The sequence below is a fragment of the Marinobacter nanhaiticus D15-8W genome, assembly GCF_036511935.1.
Classification (GTDB): domain Bacteria; phylum Pseudomonadota; class Gammaproteobacteria; order Pseudomonadales; family Oleiphilaceae; genus Marinobacter_A; species Marinobacter_A nanhaiticus.
The window spans coordinates 1552424-1566059 of the sequence record NZ_AP028878.1 but is presented as its reverse complement, the minus strand read 5'-3'; the positions used below and the strand labels follow the sequence as shown (position 1 = coordinate 1566059).

Here is a 13636-nt window from a genome sequence, read left to right as displayed (position 1 = left end):
GCTCACGATGCATCTCCCGATAGTAGGTAGTGGAGCGCCCGCCGCCCCGGCAGGAAGAAATAACCGCCGCCACGCGTCTGGATAAAGGAGGGCAGCCCCTGCAGCCGGCAACGGGCTGGCTGGCGCTGGATGGTGAAGTCTTCTTGCGGTCGGCCATAGGCCGTGCGGGCGCCGATGATCGGGTCGGGATCGTGGTGCAGGCCGTTGAAGTTCGGGTTGTTGGCCCAGGTGTGCTGCACGAATTCGAACTGCCGGCCGATGTTGGCGTTCAGGCAGATGAAGTGGAGGCCGCGTGCCACCGGTTCATCTTCTCGCTCCAGGTTCTTCAGGATCGAGCTGGGATCCATGCTGATATCGTACGGAGGGCCGTAGACCCTACCCCGGCGCAGGAGGCGGTGGCGGTTACTGAAGGCGATAGATTTTTCGCTGCCGGGCTCCGGTTCCAGGCTATCCCTTGGGTGGGTGCGTCGGATGTGGGCGCCCAATGGACACTTCAGGCCTTCGGCATCTGCGTCGTGATAGAGGAAGTCGTCCTTGTCCTCCTGTTCGGGTCGGTCCTTGTCAGGCGACTGCACCAGGGCCGTGCCGCTGGGCCAGCGACCCACCATCTTCGACGCCAGCTGTATCGGCTCCCATTCAGGATGCAACTGGGACTGATGCATCATGGCCCGCCAGAATCCAGGCACATCCTGCGACAGTTGCCGGAACACCAGATAGGTGCCATTCAACCCCAGATCCTTGCGCGAGGAGCCTTCCGGGTCGGGTGGCAACATATCATGCGGGTCCTCACCTGGTTCGATCAGCGGCCGGTCGGTATAACGCTCATAGCCATTGGGATAGCCCAGCAGGAACTCACCCAGGGGCACTGGATCAGGCCTGCGCCGACCATGGCGGCCGAATTCGGCAACGTAGGGCTGGCCGATGCTGTCGCGGAAACCGAAATGTTCACGGAAGTCCGGCAGCGTGAAGGTTTCCAGGTGAGCGATCAGTTCAAGCCCCTGGTCTGGAATTCCATCCTGTAGGCGCTGGACGTGCGCCTTGAGCAGTGCATCGTCCCGCGCGAACACCATCAGCAGCAAATCCACCTGTGTGGTTTCAGGCCCGCCCCATAGCCAATGTTCCGGCGCGCTTTCAGCGACGTCGCCCAGGATGCGTCGCTTGTGGGGTGTGGTCATCCCTGAGCGAAACTCATTGGAAAAGCGCTCCAGGATACCCTGCTCAATCCCCAGGTCGACCAGGCCATGATGGGTGACCGCCAGGTTGGTCGCCAAGTCATCCGGATGCAGGTCCGCATAGGTGACCATACCTGCCAGATCACGCAACGCAGCCTGGGAGCGCGGTCGATCGGTGATGCGCAGCAGTAGGTAGCTGGCCGCGTGCAGATGGCCGTAGCCGCGTACGACCAGCCCCTGGATATCGCCGAAATCAACCCTGCCATTGACGTCCATTTGCTTGCCCTCCCGTGATCGACAGCCGTTCAGAACCGCCGCAACCAGGCCTGGGCCTGGCCTTCGGACATGCGACCCCGCAGGCCTTCGCGGACCGCGGCATTGTTTGCGATGTTCACTGCCGTCAGGTGGGGATACGGCGAGTACCAGACGGCGTTTTCCAACTGGTGGAGCCCCAGGTAGTCCTTGAAACGCTGCTCCTTTCGGGCACCCCCGAACACCAGCCAGCGGGTGCGGGGATAGCCTACGCCATTGCTGAAGATCAGGTTCAGGCCCCAGGCCACCTTGTCGATGAAATCCACCATGTAGCTTTCCAGGCTGCCGTCGTAGTTACTGGTGAACAACAGGCGGCGGTCGTCATCGATCAGCGTCCAGCGGGCAAAATGGATCGTATCCACGCCATCCAGTCCCAGCAGGGAGATACCGGCCAGGTCGCCGCGGTTGAACACGTGTCGAAGCGCGACCTGGGCCGCGGCCAACAACGCCTTCGCCGTCAGCAATCGAAGCTTGCCGGGTTTGACGTAGCCCACCGCAGCAAAGGGGTTATGGGCGGAGATGTCTTCCGACGCGCGCAGCTGGTTGAGCCGGCTCAACGGGGGCCGATGGGTGAACTCCAGGTCCCGGCCCTCACGGACCCGCAAGGCGACCAGCCACGCCAGCAGCACCGGCCAGCCCCACGCAACGATCAGCACGCCGAACGCCGCCAAGGCAGCGAAACGCAAGTTTTCCCACGCCCGCCAGACGACCCCGCGCTCCGCGCGCGACGCCAGCGCCCAGGCCAGTTCCGGATTGGTGGCGACGAATTCGATCACCGACTCGCGGAGCTGCTTCGCTGATGCGAAGGCTGCCGGATCGACATCGTCGATAAAGCCCTGCAGCGCCTGATATAGCTCATCTTCCTGGCGTATCTGCTTCGCGTCCCGACCGATGGTGTTGATGTAGTAGGCCTGGGAGGGAATGCGATGGCGCTGCAGAAAGGCCATTCGCGTTGCCTCACTCCGCTTGCGTTTGGGTGGATAGCCCTGACAGGCCTCAAAAATGGTGTCGAGGCCGTCCGGCGACTGGTTCACCAGCCGATCAAGGAACATATCCACCGGGCCGTCCACATTGGCCATGAACACCAGGCTGGTACCGTAGGTCTGGGGCTCGGGCCCTTCCATGACCAGGAAGCGGGCGAAGTGAAGGTTCTCATGCACCGAAAACGGCAGCAGCGGGTTATCCGCCGGACTCTGGTTAACCGTCGCCAGGTGCTCCCGTAACTTGCCTTCGCGGGAGCGCACCAGCGGTACACGGAGGGTCAGGTCGTTCTGCGGCATCGGATGCAACCGCTCCAGCACGGAGCGGTTCAGCAGGGCACTGGCTTGACCGAGCAGGGACGTCACAGGTCGGGGCCGTCGACCTACGCCGTCTTTGGGGCTGGCATCTCCAGGGCGAAATCGAGGATCCGCCGCTTACCCCACCATACCTTGCCCAGGTAGAGCCCGGGCGAAACCTCCCGGATCTCGTCGCGGATCGCACGCGCGAGCAGCGACGTACCGGAATAATCGATTACATTGGTCTGCTTTCCATCGAGCCAACTGTCGTTGCGGTAGGTTTTGGCCACAATCAGGTTCAGCCCTAATGGGAGAACCTTGTTGACCGCCACCCCATTCTCGAAATTCGGGCCAAAGCTATCGAACACCTTCCCCTGCCAGGCAAAACGCCGGGCCAGCCCTGCAAATAGGCCGGCGAAAGGGGCGCCTGCCAGGATCGCCGTACCTCGCGTATCGCCCTGCGGCAGCTGACCGGGCTTGGCCTTGCGGTAGACGTCGTCCAATTCCTCCCGGGTCATCCCCAGCCAGCGTTTTACCTGATCGGCGGGAGTGGCTGGTTTTGTACGCGTGGCAGATTTCCGGCTGTTTGCGCCGCGCGCCCTGGAGGTGCCGGAGCCCGGCGAGCCAGACTTGGATGTACGGGTGCTGGCCGGCTTTTTTTGTGGGGTTGTCTTGGTATTTTCCCGGGTGGTTGTCGTGGTCGTCTCTGAATTAGCCATGCTGTGGATTCCTTCTTATGCCGTTAGCGAACGGGAGGTAGAAACCGGAGACGGCGTCGGCTCCAGCGGCATCGCACGATTGCTGGGCGCCTTCGCGTCCCCTTCCCGCAACTCCCTCCCGTGGATCATGTGGAAAGCCACCCGCTCGGCAACGGCACAGATCGTTGCCGATGGGTTGACGCCGATTGCGGCGGGCATCAGCGCGCCATCCGCAACATAGAGGCCCTTATATCCCCAGACTTCGCCGCGGTCGTTGGTGACCCCTTTAATCGGAGTATCCGAAAGGGCACAGCCGCCTAGAGGGTGGGCAGTCAGGGTCTTGCTCAATGGCAGGCGAGTCACTGGCGTCTGCCAAAGGAAGCTGTTCATCAGCCGGCCGCCGGAGCATTCGCTCAGCGCCTGCATGTGCTCCAGCATGCGGCGGAACATCGGCAGGCTGCGGCGTACCGACCAGTCCAGTTCCAGTTCGCCGGAGCGGTTGAGGTAGAGCCGACCGTCGGCCGCGTCGGTACCCATTCCCAGGTAAGGCAGGAAATGGGTCAGGTAGCCATCTTCGAGCAACTGGTTCAGCTCGAACCGCAGTGGCGCGCCGAGGGCGTCAGCCAGGTATCGACGGGTCTGGCGTAGCCATTTGCGATAGCGGCTGCGGCGAGGAATCACGCTGTTGAAGTACCAGATGAACGGGTCCGGGTAGCCCAGGTCCTCGATGTAGATGAGCTGGTCGTCCTTTTCGTGGAAGCCAACCCCGGCGGTAATGCTGGGCCCCCGCCCCGGGTCCACCAGCCGGTTTTCGTAGCGCGCCCCGGCAAAGATGAAGTCGCCATTGCCGGAATAACCTTCACCGAGACGTCCGGATAACCGTGGCAAGGTGCGATAGAGGTGTTTGCAGCGCAGCAGGAGCTCATTGGTACCCAGGGTACCGGCCGCCACAACGACCTGGCGGGCGCGGAGTGTCCTGAGCATACTATTCGGCTCGTCCGCCGGCGGCGCACCGAGGTCAATGACGTCGACGCCGTACCCCTCGGGTTCGGGGGTGATCCTGAGCGCCTGGTGCAATGGAAGCACCTCCGCCCCATGATGTTCGGCTAGCGGAATGTAGTTCAGGTCCAGGGTATTCTTGGCGTGGACATGGCAACCCAGCAGACAATTGCCGCAGAATTCGCAGGTATTCTCGGTCATCGTCGACGAGTGCAGGCGAACGCATATCGGTACCCGTTCCGCCTGCCTGCCGATACTGTTGACCGCGTCCTCGAAGGTCTGGGTACGCGAGGGTACGCGCTGGTCCGATGCAACGCTGAGACTGTTGGCGCCCAGCATATCGGCGGCCACGGAATAATAGGGCCGCATCCGCCGCATGGTGATCTGGCGGGGCCAGGCGGGGCGGTCGAAGATGAAGCTCGGCGGGCGCATATGGACGTTGAAGTAATGCAGTGAGCCGCCACCAACGCCCGTCCCCTGCACCACGTCCATAGTGCGGAACGTCAGGTATTCGATAAATCCCCGCCCAGCCAGGTGGTGGCCGGCGCCGGCAATGGCGTTGCGCGACACCTCCACCGGCGAGCGTGGGAAATGGGTGCGGTCCCAGCGCCGACCTTTCTCCAGCATACAGACGGAGCGTCCGGCCTGGGCCAGCCGGCAAGCGGTAATCGCCCCGCCGAAACCGGAGCCGATCACGATGACGTCATAGTCCCATTCCACGGTCTCTCTCCCGGCCTGTTCCGGCCAGTATGCTCAGGCTGCCGTCCGCCGGCGTTTTTTTGCCTTTCTGCCGCCGTTGCTATCACCACTACCATTGCGCCGGTCGATGACCCGTTCGAGTTCCCGCGCAAGCAGATTGGGCGCTTCCAGGTCGACGAAGTGACCGATACCTTCCAACGGGCGCCAGTCCACCGGGCAACCGGCATCCTGTTCGCTCCTGCGCGCCACCCGGTAGGACAATGCCTCGTCTTCCATGCCCCAGATCAGAGTGACGGGGTCCTGGATGGCTCGGTCGTAGATGGCCTTGAGTTGCGCACTGCTCTCACTGTGTAACAGGGTGCGCACAATCTCGCGGTAATAGTCGATGGCACCGTGCATGTCCGCGGCGGTCCGGAACCTGCGTACAATCTCGCGCACCAGGTCCCGGTCCATGCTCCCCCTGGAACCCTCGCGCAGCGTGAACGACAGTTCCAGCAGCTTGCGCCCTACCCTTGTGGTCAGCAGGTATTCCGGCAGGAAGGGCACCTGGAACGGGGGCACCCAGGGGATACGCAGGGTCTGGAAATCGTCGAAGTGCAGCACGGCGCGGACCAGCGTACGCGGATGGGTACAGTTGACCACCATCAGATGGCTGATACGGCCCGGGAAGCGGTGCGCGTAGATCCAACCGAGGGCGCCGCCCCAGTCATGGGCGAGCAGGATCGGCTTCTCCAGTCCGAGCTTGTCGATCAGCTGGTCAATGTCCTCGGTCAGGGTGAACACGTCATACCCGGCCAGGGGATAGTCCGATACCGGGTAGCCCCGCATATCCGGGGCGAAGAAGGCAACATTGGGCATCAACCGCATCAGCGGACGCCAGCCGAGCCAGCCTTCCGGGAAGCCATGGATACAGAGCACCGCCGCCCGCGCGCCGTTGGAAGCCGGGTCACCGGTATCTGCCGGCACCGCGGTGGCGACATGCAGACTGACGTCGTTGACCACGACCCGGCGATGCGTAATCGGCGCGCTCATGCGCTAGCCCACCTTCTTGGCCGGTTCAAAGCAATCTTCCACGCACTGGAAATGGTGATACCAGTGGTGGGCCTTTACCCGCTTGGGAATGTCACCCTGCTCCACATGACAACCACAGGCCTGACGTGGCCGCACCGTCAGGCAGACCTGGATGATCTGTTCATAGGCCCCCTTCACCTTGATGACGGTGCGGTACTTGCTTCCGGCGAAGGTCTCGGGAATGGTGAAGCTCGCTTCCGCCTGCAGGCTCTCTTCGGTGCCCAGGGTTTGCTTGCCCGGCGTGACCGCAACCGCTTCCTGTGTGTGGGGAAACGGCACCGACGTCAGGGTGAATTCCCGCTCGGTCTTGGAGGTGTTGGTCACCTGGATCGCGTGCTTGAAGCTATCCCCCGGGCAGCCTACCCAGTGAATGCTGCAAACGCAGGGGCTGGGGCAATGGATTTCCGGGATGCCGCAACAAATGCCGCCATGGGCATGGGTTTCGCCACAGGCCGGGCAGTTGTCGTCGTATGTACCGTCGAAGGTTTTCTTAAGCACGTCCACCGCGCCGTGGATCGTCGTCGCCAACAGGCGTGGCATCAGCAGGATCAGGCTGGTGCCGGATGGCAGGTAAACCGTCCCGGCGGAGGCCGGGTCGCAGCAGGTCGATTCCTTGATTGGCGAGATAGTGCCCATGGCGCGCCTCCGTATGCTCCTGTTTATTGATTATTGGGTAATCCTGGCTATCCGTTGAGTCCCAAGTGGATGATTCAGCCTCGTTTGTTTGAGCTGATGGACCGGCCGTTGCAATACAGCTCCAGCCAGATCCGCGTTTCGTTGATCTTGATAAACCCCATATAGAGCCGACCCTTCTGCAACCCCTGCGGCAGGGTCAGGTCCAGTGTCCGTGTCAGGCACTGCCCAACGGCCAGGGGGTCATCGATCATCGGCGTCAGTTGTATGCGGGCCGGCGAAACGATGGCGCGGCGGAAGTCGTGTAGCAGCCTGTTGGCGAAATCCTCGTAGCTATCGCTCTCCTGCGTTTCCCGCAGGGCGTAGACCAGCGTCCGCCCTATCCAGTCACGCTCGCGCAGCCAGACCATACCGACGTCACGCAGGGCCACCGGTACGTTACCTTCGTTAGTAATAGTGATGGGCACACTGACCGCGTCGCCGCTGTGGCCCTGGATGCGGATATGGCCCGGAGATACGGCCAGCGCCGCATGTTCGAAAACCGTTGCTTCGACCCTGACCTTGCGATCGCCGCAGGTTACGAGCGCATCGTACTCGCCGGGCGCCGTGCCGGGAGGCACCTGGAAATGCGCTTCGGTGCGCAGGATTTCTCCCGGTCGCATTCGCACCGAGAATTGCAGGTTCGCCCCTTCAAGCGTCCGCCTTCCCTTGCGCTTACGGGGCGGCGGTCGGGTCTCCAGCCGCCGTATCCGGACCTTCTCATCCGAACAGTTCACGAGCGTGACCTCGCCAAGGCAGTCCCCGGGCACACCGGCAAACACATAGGTCCCTTCCGCCAGGTACCAGTCCTTACCGGGTTCGCCATTGAATGCGGGTCTCACAGGTTCGCTCCTTGACGACGCTGGGTCTGTCGGGTCAGTCGCATCCTTCCGTCTGCCGAGGCACATAATCTTCGGCCACCACCATGGCTTCGCCACAGCTGGTAAACTCGAACACCTTGCAGCCAAACAAGGTCAGGCAGAATCGGTAGTTCATGGGAAAGTGGAATCGCATCGGCCTGAAGCCGAGCTGCAAGTCGATACGAGGCAGCTCACGAACGCGCAGATCCAGTGCCAGGTCGATCTTGCTCTCGGTGCGGACCTCACTGTCGGTCTTGACCGTGCTGTCGGTTCGCAGATCGCTCTCGGTATCCAGCCGGATCGTCGGCAGTTCGTGGACCGTAAGCCCGGCATTAAGATTGATATCAGGCAGTTGCGTAAGCCCCACGCTGATTGCCGGCAGGCTGGTAATGCCCACATTGATCGGCGCCAACTCACGGATGCGCAGGTCATCCAGGCCGAAATCGGCATCGAACTGACGGATACGTATGTTATCCAGGGCGACGTCAACGCTCATGGCGGACTCCAGTCAACAATCGATCGTCAATGGGACGATCCACTGAATCGGGACTCCAATACAGGTCGACGGCCTCAGGGCCTAAAACGGAGCGAAACTCGGTAAAGAGAAAAAAGTGACAGCGGGCAAACCGCAGGGAAGGACAGCAAATTCCTTTTTGCCATTGCGTTAATCTAAATTACTTCGAACCTACATACAATATTGACGAGACGCATTCACACATCATTGCGTTTTGGTAACGTTGCCCTTCAATAACGAGATTCGATAAAGGGACGCCGGCCAGACCTCATTGGGCACGAGATCACTTGTTCAGGCTTTCTTTTCATCCTTCATAACATCGCGTTCGAACCAGCCCAGCGCCACCATGATCACGATAGCCATGGCCGTTACCATTGCTGCCAGCACCAGGTTGCCGATGCCGCAGGCGACGCCGATAGCGCCAGAGGTCCAGATCGATGCACCGGTGGTGATGCCCTGAATATTGCCACGGCTCTGGATAATGCTGCCGGCGCCCAGGAAGCCGATGCCGTTGATGACGCCCTCGACAATCCGCGTCGGATCGATACGCGCCGACGGATCACCCTCCGCCGTGGAGAACATGATGTCCATGCCCACCATGATGAAAGCGGCGGCGCCTATGGCTACCAGCATATGGGAGCGCAACCCTGCCGGCTTGCCTTGAAGTTCCCTTTCAAGTCCCAGGATAAGCGCCAGGCCTGCGGCTGTAGACAGGCGGATTAACATATCGAGCCAGGGAATTTCCGTATCCATGAATGACTCCTTTACTTTCCTGGATTTACTTTTCAGTGTGACCTAGCCAATAGGCGCTTCCCCTGCTGACCTCCAATCGGTCTATTTGCCGAGCAACTCCCCTACGGACCGTAGATTGGCGATGTGATCGCACATGGACTTGATGATCATCAGGATGGGCATGGCGATCACCAAACCTACCGGTCCCCAGAGCCAGCCCCAGAACAGGAGCCCCACAAAGATAGCCACGGCGTTCAAGCTGGATACTTGACTGGTGAGCCAGGGCGTTAGCAGATAGCCCTGGATACTTGTTATCACAAGAGATATACCACCCACGATAAGCGCGATGTCGATTTCACCAAACTGGATAAATGCCGCGACGCTCGACCCGACCAGGACCAGGAACGGACCCAGATAAGGGATCGCGCTGGCCACGCCCGCCAGCACACCCCAAAGCGCCGACTGTTCAACCCCCATCAACAGGAAGGCCAGCCAGGTCAGGACGCCTACAAAAATGCCGCTCAGCAACATGACGAACAGGAAGCGTCGTATCTGCTGATGAAAATCGTTGAGAATCCATACCGCGCGACGCATCCGGCCGAACGATGGGCCGGACAACCGGACCACCTTACGCTTGTAGAGAGACCCCACCGACAACAAGAAGAAAACCAGCAGCAGCACGGAAAAGACCTGGGTCACAAGAACGATCGCGGCAGAGGACCCCTGCACCAGGTACTGCCTCAGGTCCACCGGCGTATCGACGATCATGACCGGCGTTACCCCTCTCGGCGTATCGGTGTTAGCGCCCTGATTCTGATCTGCCGTTTCTTCGATCTTCTTGGCGGCCTTCTGGGCCTTTTCGACCATGCTTTCCTCTTGCGGGACATTCCCAGACGTTCGCTGGAAACGCTCCACAGCCACAGGCACCTTATCGAGCATGGCCACTGCCTCTTCCTTAAGCGGAACGCTTGAGATCGCGAGAATACCGACTAATAACGACAGGATAAGGGCGGCGCTCAGCGGGCGGGGAAAACGGAAGCGGTCGAAGAAAGAGACCAAAGGATCCAGTGCATAGCTGATCAATACGCTGACCACCAACGGCAGCAGGATGGCTTGGGCCCAGTTGATAAAATAGATCGCGACAATCGTCGTCAGGATAACCAGCGCGATGCTGCGGATATTGATGGGTCCGATCAGAACGGGTGGCTGGTCATCGCCATCTGCTTCGCCAGGCGGAGGTTGTGTTCCTCCGTTCGGCGCTGGTCTCGCAGCATCGGCATTTTCGGAGTCGCTTTCTCCCTCGGCGCCCCATTCGTCATCGGCCGCGTCTGGATTTTCTGATTTACCGGCGTTGTTGTTCGTATCCATTCGGCTATTCCGGGATGCCCGCATTCATACTCCAGTTCCTCTAGGTGGGGTTGACCCACAGGAGGTGACGATCACCTGTTCAAGCTGATCTACACCTGACTCGATCCTATCACCCCTGAAAAGTATAGAAGGTCCATTTCAGCTACACACAGTAAAGCCTGTCTCCGTGGACAAACATTTCGATTCTTTCATTCTTGCCTCGGGCCGGTTTTTATCCGCTAACGTAGACCTTAAGTCATGTAGGTGAGTCGCAAGGTTTTTACATTACTGAAAATCGACAAGGAGGCATTAACCCATGACAGCCCCACTGCACGGAAAGAAAGTGGCATTCCTTTGCACCGATGGCGTTGAACAGATCGAGCTGACACGCCCCTGGAAAGACCTCGAGGGTGCCGGTGCGACACTAGAACTGGTATCCCTGGAGAGCGGCCAGGTCCAGGGCTATAACCATCTCGACAAGGCCGACACCTTCCGGGTCGATCGTGCCATCAACGATGCGGATGGCGACGATTACGACGCTCTGGTCCTTCCCGGTGGCGTGGCCAATCCGGACGATCTTCGCACCAACGAGCGCGCCGTCGCCTTCGTACGCGACTTCATGGAGAAGGGAAAGACCGTCGCGGCAATCTGCCATGCGCCATGGACGCTCGTCGAAGCCGGTGTGCTGAAAGACCGCACGCTCACCTCATTCCCCAGCGTAAAAACGGACATCAAGAACGCTGGCGGCCATTGGGTCGACGAACAGGTCCAGGTGGACAAGAACCTGATTACCAGTCGCAAGCCGGACGATCTCGACGCGTTCTGCGCCAAGATCATCGAGATAATGTCGCCCGCCGCGTGACGGACTCGCTACACCGGCCGATGTAGCTGGCTCAAGCCCGCCGCGCCCGACCTGATTCGTGGCGGGCTTGAACCTGGACTCTAAGGGTCCATAGTGAGTAATAGGGAATGCCCGACCATCACGACAGGTGAAGCTTGAGGGCAACGCACGGAGGTCACCATGGATGATCCTAAGACAGTTGTGAAGAAGGAGCCCCGCAAGAGCCTGGTTATCCTGTTTCTTGCGGCGATATTTACCATTGTGATCGGCGTTATCGCGTTATTTGCGCCGGGCGCGGAAAATACCGACATGGCCGATAATGTCGGCTGGATCATGATTGCGATCGGCATCGCGTGCCTGGGACTCTATGTCTACGGGCGGCGGGAACGGCCCAAGGTGCCGCCGAAATAGCGGTCGCGGTTGATCGGATCAATCGGAACGGAAACTGCGGTCCATCGCATAGACGCCGCTTGTCGGCGTCTGGCGTCAGCAAGTCAAACCGATGTGGCCGGGTCTTTGGCGGGCACTTCGACGTCCTCCACGGGTCGTCCGGACAGGACGGTATTGAGGATCAGCGCCGACAATCCACTCATGGTGACCGCTGAGCCCATTACGTTCTGCGCCATTTCCGGCAGGTTCTTGAACAGGTCAGGTACGGAGTCGACGCCGAGGCCAAGGCCGAATGCGACGGCCATGATCAGCATGCTACGGCGGTCCATGTTTACCGTTGCAAGGATACGAATACCGGCGGCCGCCACCGTACCGAACATCACCAGCGTGGCCCCACCAAGCACCGGCTTGGGCAATTGCTGTAATACCCCACCGATGATCGGAAACAAGCCCAGCAAGACCAGGATTCCAGCGATCCAGTAAGCCACATAGCGACTGGCGATACCGGTCAGCTGGATAACGCCGTTGTTCTGACTGAACGTCGTGTTTGGGAAGGTATTGAACACCGCGGCGATGGCCGAATTGACGCCGTCGGCCAATACTCCGGCGCGAATACGCTGGCGATATTTGTCACCGCTGATCGGCTGCTTGGAAATCATGGATGTGGCCGTCAGGTCGCCGGACGCCTCTATGGTGGTAATCAGGTAGATCAGCGCGACCGGTAGGAAGGCGGCAAAGTCGAAGGAGATGCCGTACTTGAACGGAACCGGCAGCGCGTACCAGTCCAGCTCGGACAGCCCGGAAAAATCCACCTTGCCCATGCCAATCGCAACCAGGAAGCCGACCACCAGACCCACGAAAATGGCACCGGAGCGCAGGTACATGTTTCGGCTCTGGTTCATGATGATAATAAGCAGCAGCACGCCACCGCCTAAAGCCAGATTGGTCAGGCTTCCGAAGTCCGGCGCGTTGAAACCACCGGCCAGGTCAGTCACGCCGACCTTGATCAGCGATAGACCGATGGTGGTGATGACGATGCCGGTCACCAGCGGGTTGATGAACGTCTTGAGCTTGTGCAGGAACTGACTCAACACGATCTCGACAAAGGCGCCGAAGAAACAGACGCCGAAGATCAGACTGAGGATTTCGTCCGGCCCGCCCCCCTTTGCCTTGGCAATGAAGCCGGCCGCCAGGATCGAGCTCAGGAAGGCGAAACTGGTGCCCTGCAGCGCCATCAACCCTGACCCGACCGGCCCGAACCGCCGCGCCTGGATAAACGTCCCGACACCCGACACCACCAGGGCCATACTGATCAGGTACGGAATTTCAGACCCAAGCCCCAGGGTGCCCCCAATAATCAGGGTCGGCGTGATAATGGCAACGAAGCTCGCCAGCATATGTTGTAAGGCGGCCAGCAACGCCGCCGGCACTGGCGGCCTGTCGTCCAACCCATACAGGAGTTCCGACTGGGGATCGGGGCTTGAGGTCATAGGAAATCTCCAATAGCTGCCACTCTGGGTTTGCCAAGGGGTCCAGCAGACAACAGCTGATCTAATGGTTTTTTGTGAAAGCTACGGGTTAGCGGTCGATTGAGGCTAGCCTTCCGGACAGTATGCGTTGACCACGCCCTACCCCTGTGAACCCGTACACTGAAGCGGCGACACAATAGCGGGAATTGCCGGTCGAACGCACGCCCAAAACCGGATACTTGCAAATGCCGACAGATGCAAGTGGCCCGCGAGGTCAAACGGTGAGGACGAATAATACCGGGTGATAGGTCCGTCTGGCGACTAGCGGGTCAGGTAATCGGCCAGGAAGAGGATGATCAGGAAGCTCAACCAGAGGAAGCCGCCCAGCGCGAAAAGTCGGATCAGAGCCTCGGCTGAACGCAGACGCATAAAGAATGTCATCACCAGGGCCGCCATGAGCGCCGCGCAGGACAGACTTATCACATACTGGACCGGGCCGGAGGTCATACTGACACCCAGCAGGCTGATTCCAAGCAAAACCAGCACACCCACCCACGTCAGCACCATCAGTCGATAGTTCATA

Annotated in this window: 14 protein-coding genes; 2 read left to right on the top strand and 12 right to left on the bottom strand. The window is 60.2% G+C overall.

Going from position 1 to position 13636, the window contains the following annotated elements; genetic code table 11:
• Positions 1 to 2: 2 nt before the first annotated feature.
• The 10 genes from RE428_RS07055 to RE428_RS07010 form a co-directional block, all read right to left on the bottom strand.
• A complete protein-coding gene (locus tag RE428_RS07055; protein WP_004581283.1) occupies positions 3 to 1448 on the bottom strand; it encodes a Dyp-type peroxidase in 1446 nt (481 codons plus the stop codon).
• Between the two features lie 29 nt (positions 1449 to 1477).
• The gene (locus RE428_RS07050) at positions 1478 to 2830 is read right to left on the bottom strand and encodes a hypothetical protein (RefSeq protein ID WP_004581282.1); all 1353 of its coding nucleotides are present in this window, start codon (positions 2828 to 2830) and stop codon (positions 1478 to 1480) included.
• Positions 2831 to 2847: 17 nt separating this feature from the next.
• A complete protein-coding gene (locus RE428_RS07045; RefSeq protein WP_004581281.1) occupies positions 2848 to 3480 on the bottom strand; it encodes a hypothetical protein in 633 nt (210 codons plus the stop codon).
• A 15-nt stretch (positions 3481 to 3495) separates the two neighbouring features.
• Complete coding sequence (locus tag RE428_RS07040) at positions 3496 to 5178, bottom strand: GMC oxidoreductase (protein ID WP_004581280.1); 1683 nt, start codon at positions 5176 to 5178, stop codon at positions 3496 to 3498.
• Between the two features lie 33 nt (positions 5179 to 5211).
• On the bottom strand, positions 5212 to 6189 hold the full coding sequence (locus tag RE428_RS07035) for an alpha/beta fold hydrolase (protein ID WP_004581279.1): 978 nt from the start codon (positions 6187 to 6189) through the stop codon (positions 5212 to 5214).
• A 3-nt stretch (positions 6190 to 6192) separates the two neighbouring features.
• Positions 6193 to 6864 carry a hypothetical protein gene (locus RE428_RS07030; protein WP_004581278.1) on the bottom strand — a complete coding sequence of 224 codons (672 nt, stop codon included), beginning with the start codon at positions 6862 to 6864 and terminating at the stop codon, positions 6193 to 6195.
• Positions 6865 to 6938: 74 nt separating this feature from the next.
• Positions 6939 to 7742, bottom strand: a complete 804-nt coding sequence (locus RE428_RS07025) for a COG1470 family protein (protein WP_004581277.1) — start codon at positions 7740 to 7742, stop codon at positions 6939 to 6941.
• 34 nt (positions 7743 to 7776) lie between these two features.
• Positions 7777 to 8256, bottom strand: coding sequence for a hypothetical protein (locus RE428_RS07020; protein WP_004581276.1), 480 nt, complete (start codon positions 8254 to 8256; stop codon positions 7777 to 7779).
• A gap of 309 nt (positions 8257 to 8565) precedes the next feature.
• Complete coding sequence (locus tag RE428_RS07015; protein ID WP_004581275.1) at positions 8566 to 9027, bottom strand: MgtC/SapB family protein; 462 nt, start codon at positions 9025 to 9027, stop codon at positions 8566 to 8568.
• Positions 9028 to 9108: 81 nt separating this feature from the next.
• Positions 9109 to 10374: an AI-2E family transporter gene (locus tag RE428_RS07010; protein ID WP_004581274.1), complete on the bottom strand. Its 1266-nt coding sequence runs from the start codon at positions 10372 to 10374 to the stop codon at positions 9109 to 9111.
• A gap of 295 nt (positions 10375 to 10669) precedes the next feature.
• On the opposite strand from RE428_RS07010, the gene RE428_RS07005 reads away from it, so the two are divergent.
• The gene (locus RE428_RS07005) at positions 10670 to 11215 is read left to right on the top strand and encodes a type 1 glutamine amidotransferase domain-containing protein (protein ID WP_004581273.1); all 546 of its coding nucleotides are present in this window, start codon (positions 10670 to 10672) and stop codon (positions 11213 to 11215) included.
• A gap of 159 nt (positions 11216 to 11374) precedes the next feature.
• Positions 11375 to 11605, top strand: coding sequence for a hypothetical protein (locus RE428_RS07000; protein WP_004581272.1), 231 nt, complete (start codon positions 11375 to 11377; stop codon positions 11603 to 11605).
• Positions 11606 to 11688: 83 nt separating this feature from the next.
• Here RE428_RS07000 and RE428_RS06995 read toward each other — a convergent pair whose 3' ends face one another.
• Entirely contained in the window at positions 11689 to 13074 is a 1386-nt protein-coding gene (locus tag RE428_RS06995) for a nucleobase:cation symporter-2 family protein (protein WP_004581271.1), read from the bottom strand.
• 300 nt (positions 13075 to 13374) lie between these two features.
• A complete protein-coding gene (locus RE428_RS06990) occupies positions 13375 to 13635 on the bottom strand; it encodes a cytochrome C oxidase subunit IV family protein (protein WP_004581270.1) in 261 nt (86 codons plus the stop codon).
• Position 13636 lies beyond the last annotated feature (1 nt).

Coding starts and splice junctions, on each gene's coding strand:
- RE428_RS07020 (WP_004581276.1), bottom strand. CDS start 8,256: ATGAGCGTTGACGTCGCCCTGGATAACATACGTATCCGTCAGTTCGAT.
- RE428_RS07045 (WP_004581281.1), bottom strand. CDS start 3,480: ATGGCTAATTCAGAGACGACCACGACAACCACCCGGGAAAATACCAAG.
- RE428_RS06995 (WP_004581271.1), bottom strand. CDS start 13,074: ATGACCTCAAGCCCCGATCCCCAGTCGGAACTCCTGTATGGGTTGGAC.
- RE428_RS07010 (WP_004581274.1), bottom strand. CDS start 10,374: ATGGATACGAACAACAACGCCGGTAAATCAGAAAATCCAGACGCGGCC.
- RE428_RS07035 (WP_004581279.1), bottom strand. CDS start 6,189: ATGAGCGCGCCGATTACGCATCGCCGGGTCGTGGTCAACGACGTCAGT.
- RE428_RS06990 (WP_004581270.1), bottom strand. CDS start 13,635: ATGAACTATCGACTGATGGTGCTGACGTGGGTGGGTGTGCTGGTTTTG.
- RE428_RS07055 (WP_004581283.1), bottom strand. CDS start 1,448: ATGGACGTCAATGGCAGGGTTGATTTCGGCGATATCCAGGGGCTGGTC.
- RE428_RS07030 (WP_004581278.1), bottom strand. CDS start 6,864: ATGGGCACTATCTCGCCAATCAAGGAATCGACCTGCTGCGACCCGGCC.
- RE428_RS07000 (WP_004581272.1), top strand. CDS start 11,375: ATGGATGATCCTAAGACAGTTGTGAAGAAGGAGCCCCGCAAGAGCCTG.
- RE428_RS07015 (WP_004581275.1), bottom strand. CDS start 9,027: ATGGATACGGAAATTCCCTGGCTCGATATGTTAATCCGCCTGTCTACA.
- RE428_RS07005 (WP_004581273.1), top strand. CDS start 10,670: ATGACAGCCCCACTGCACGGAAAGAAAGTGGCATTCCTTTGCACCGAT.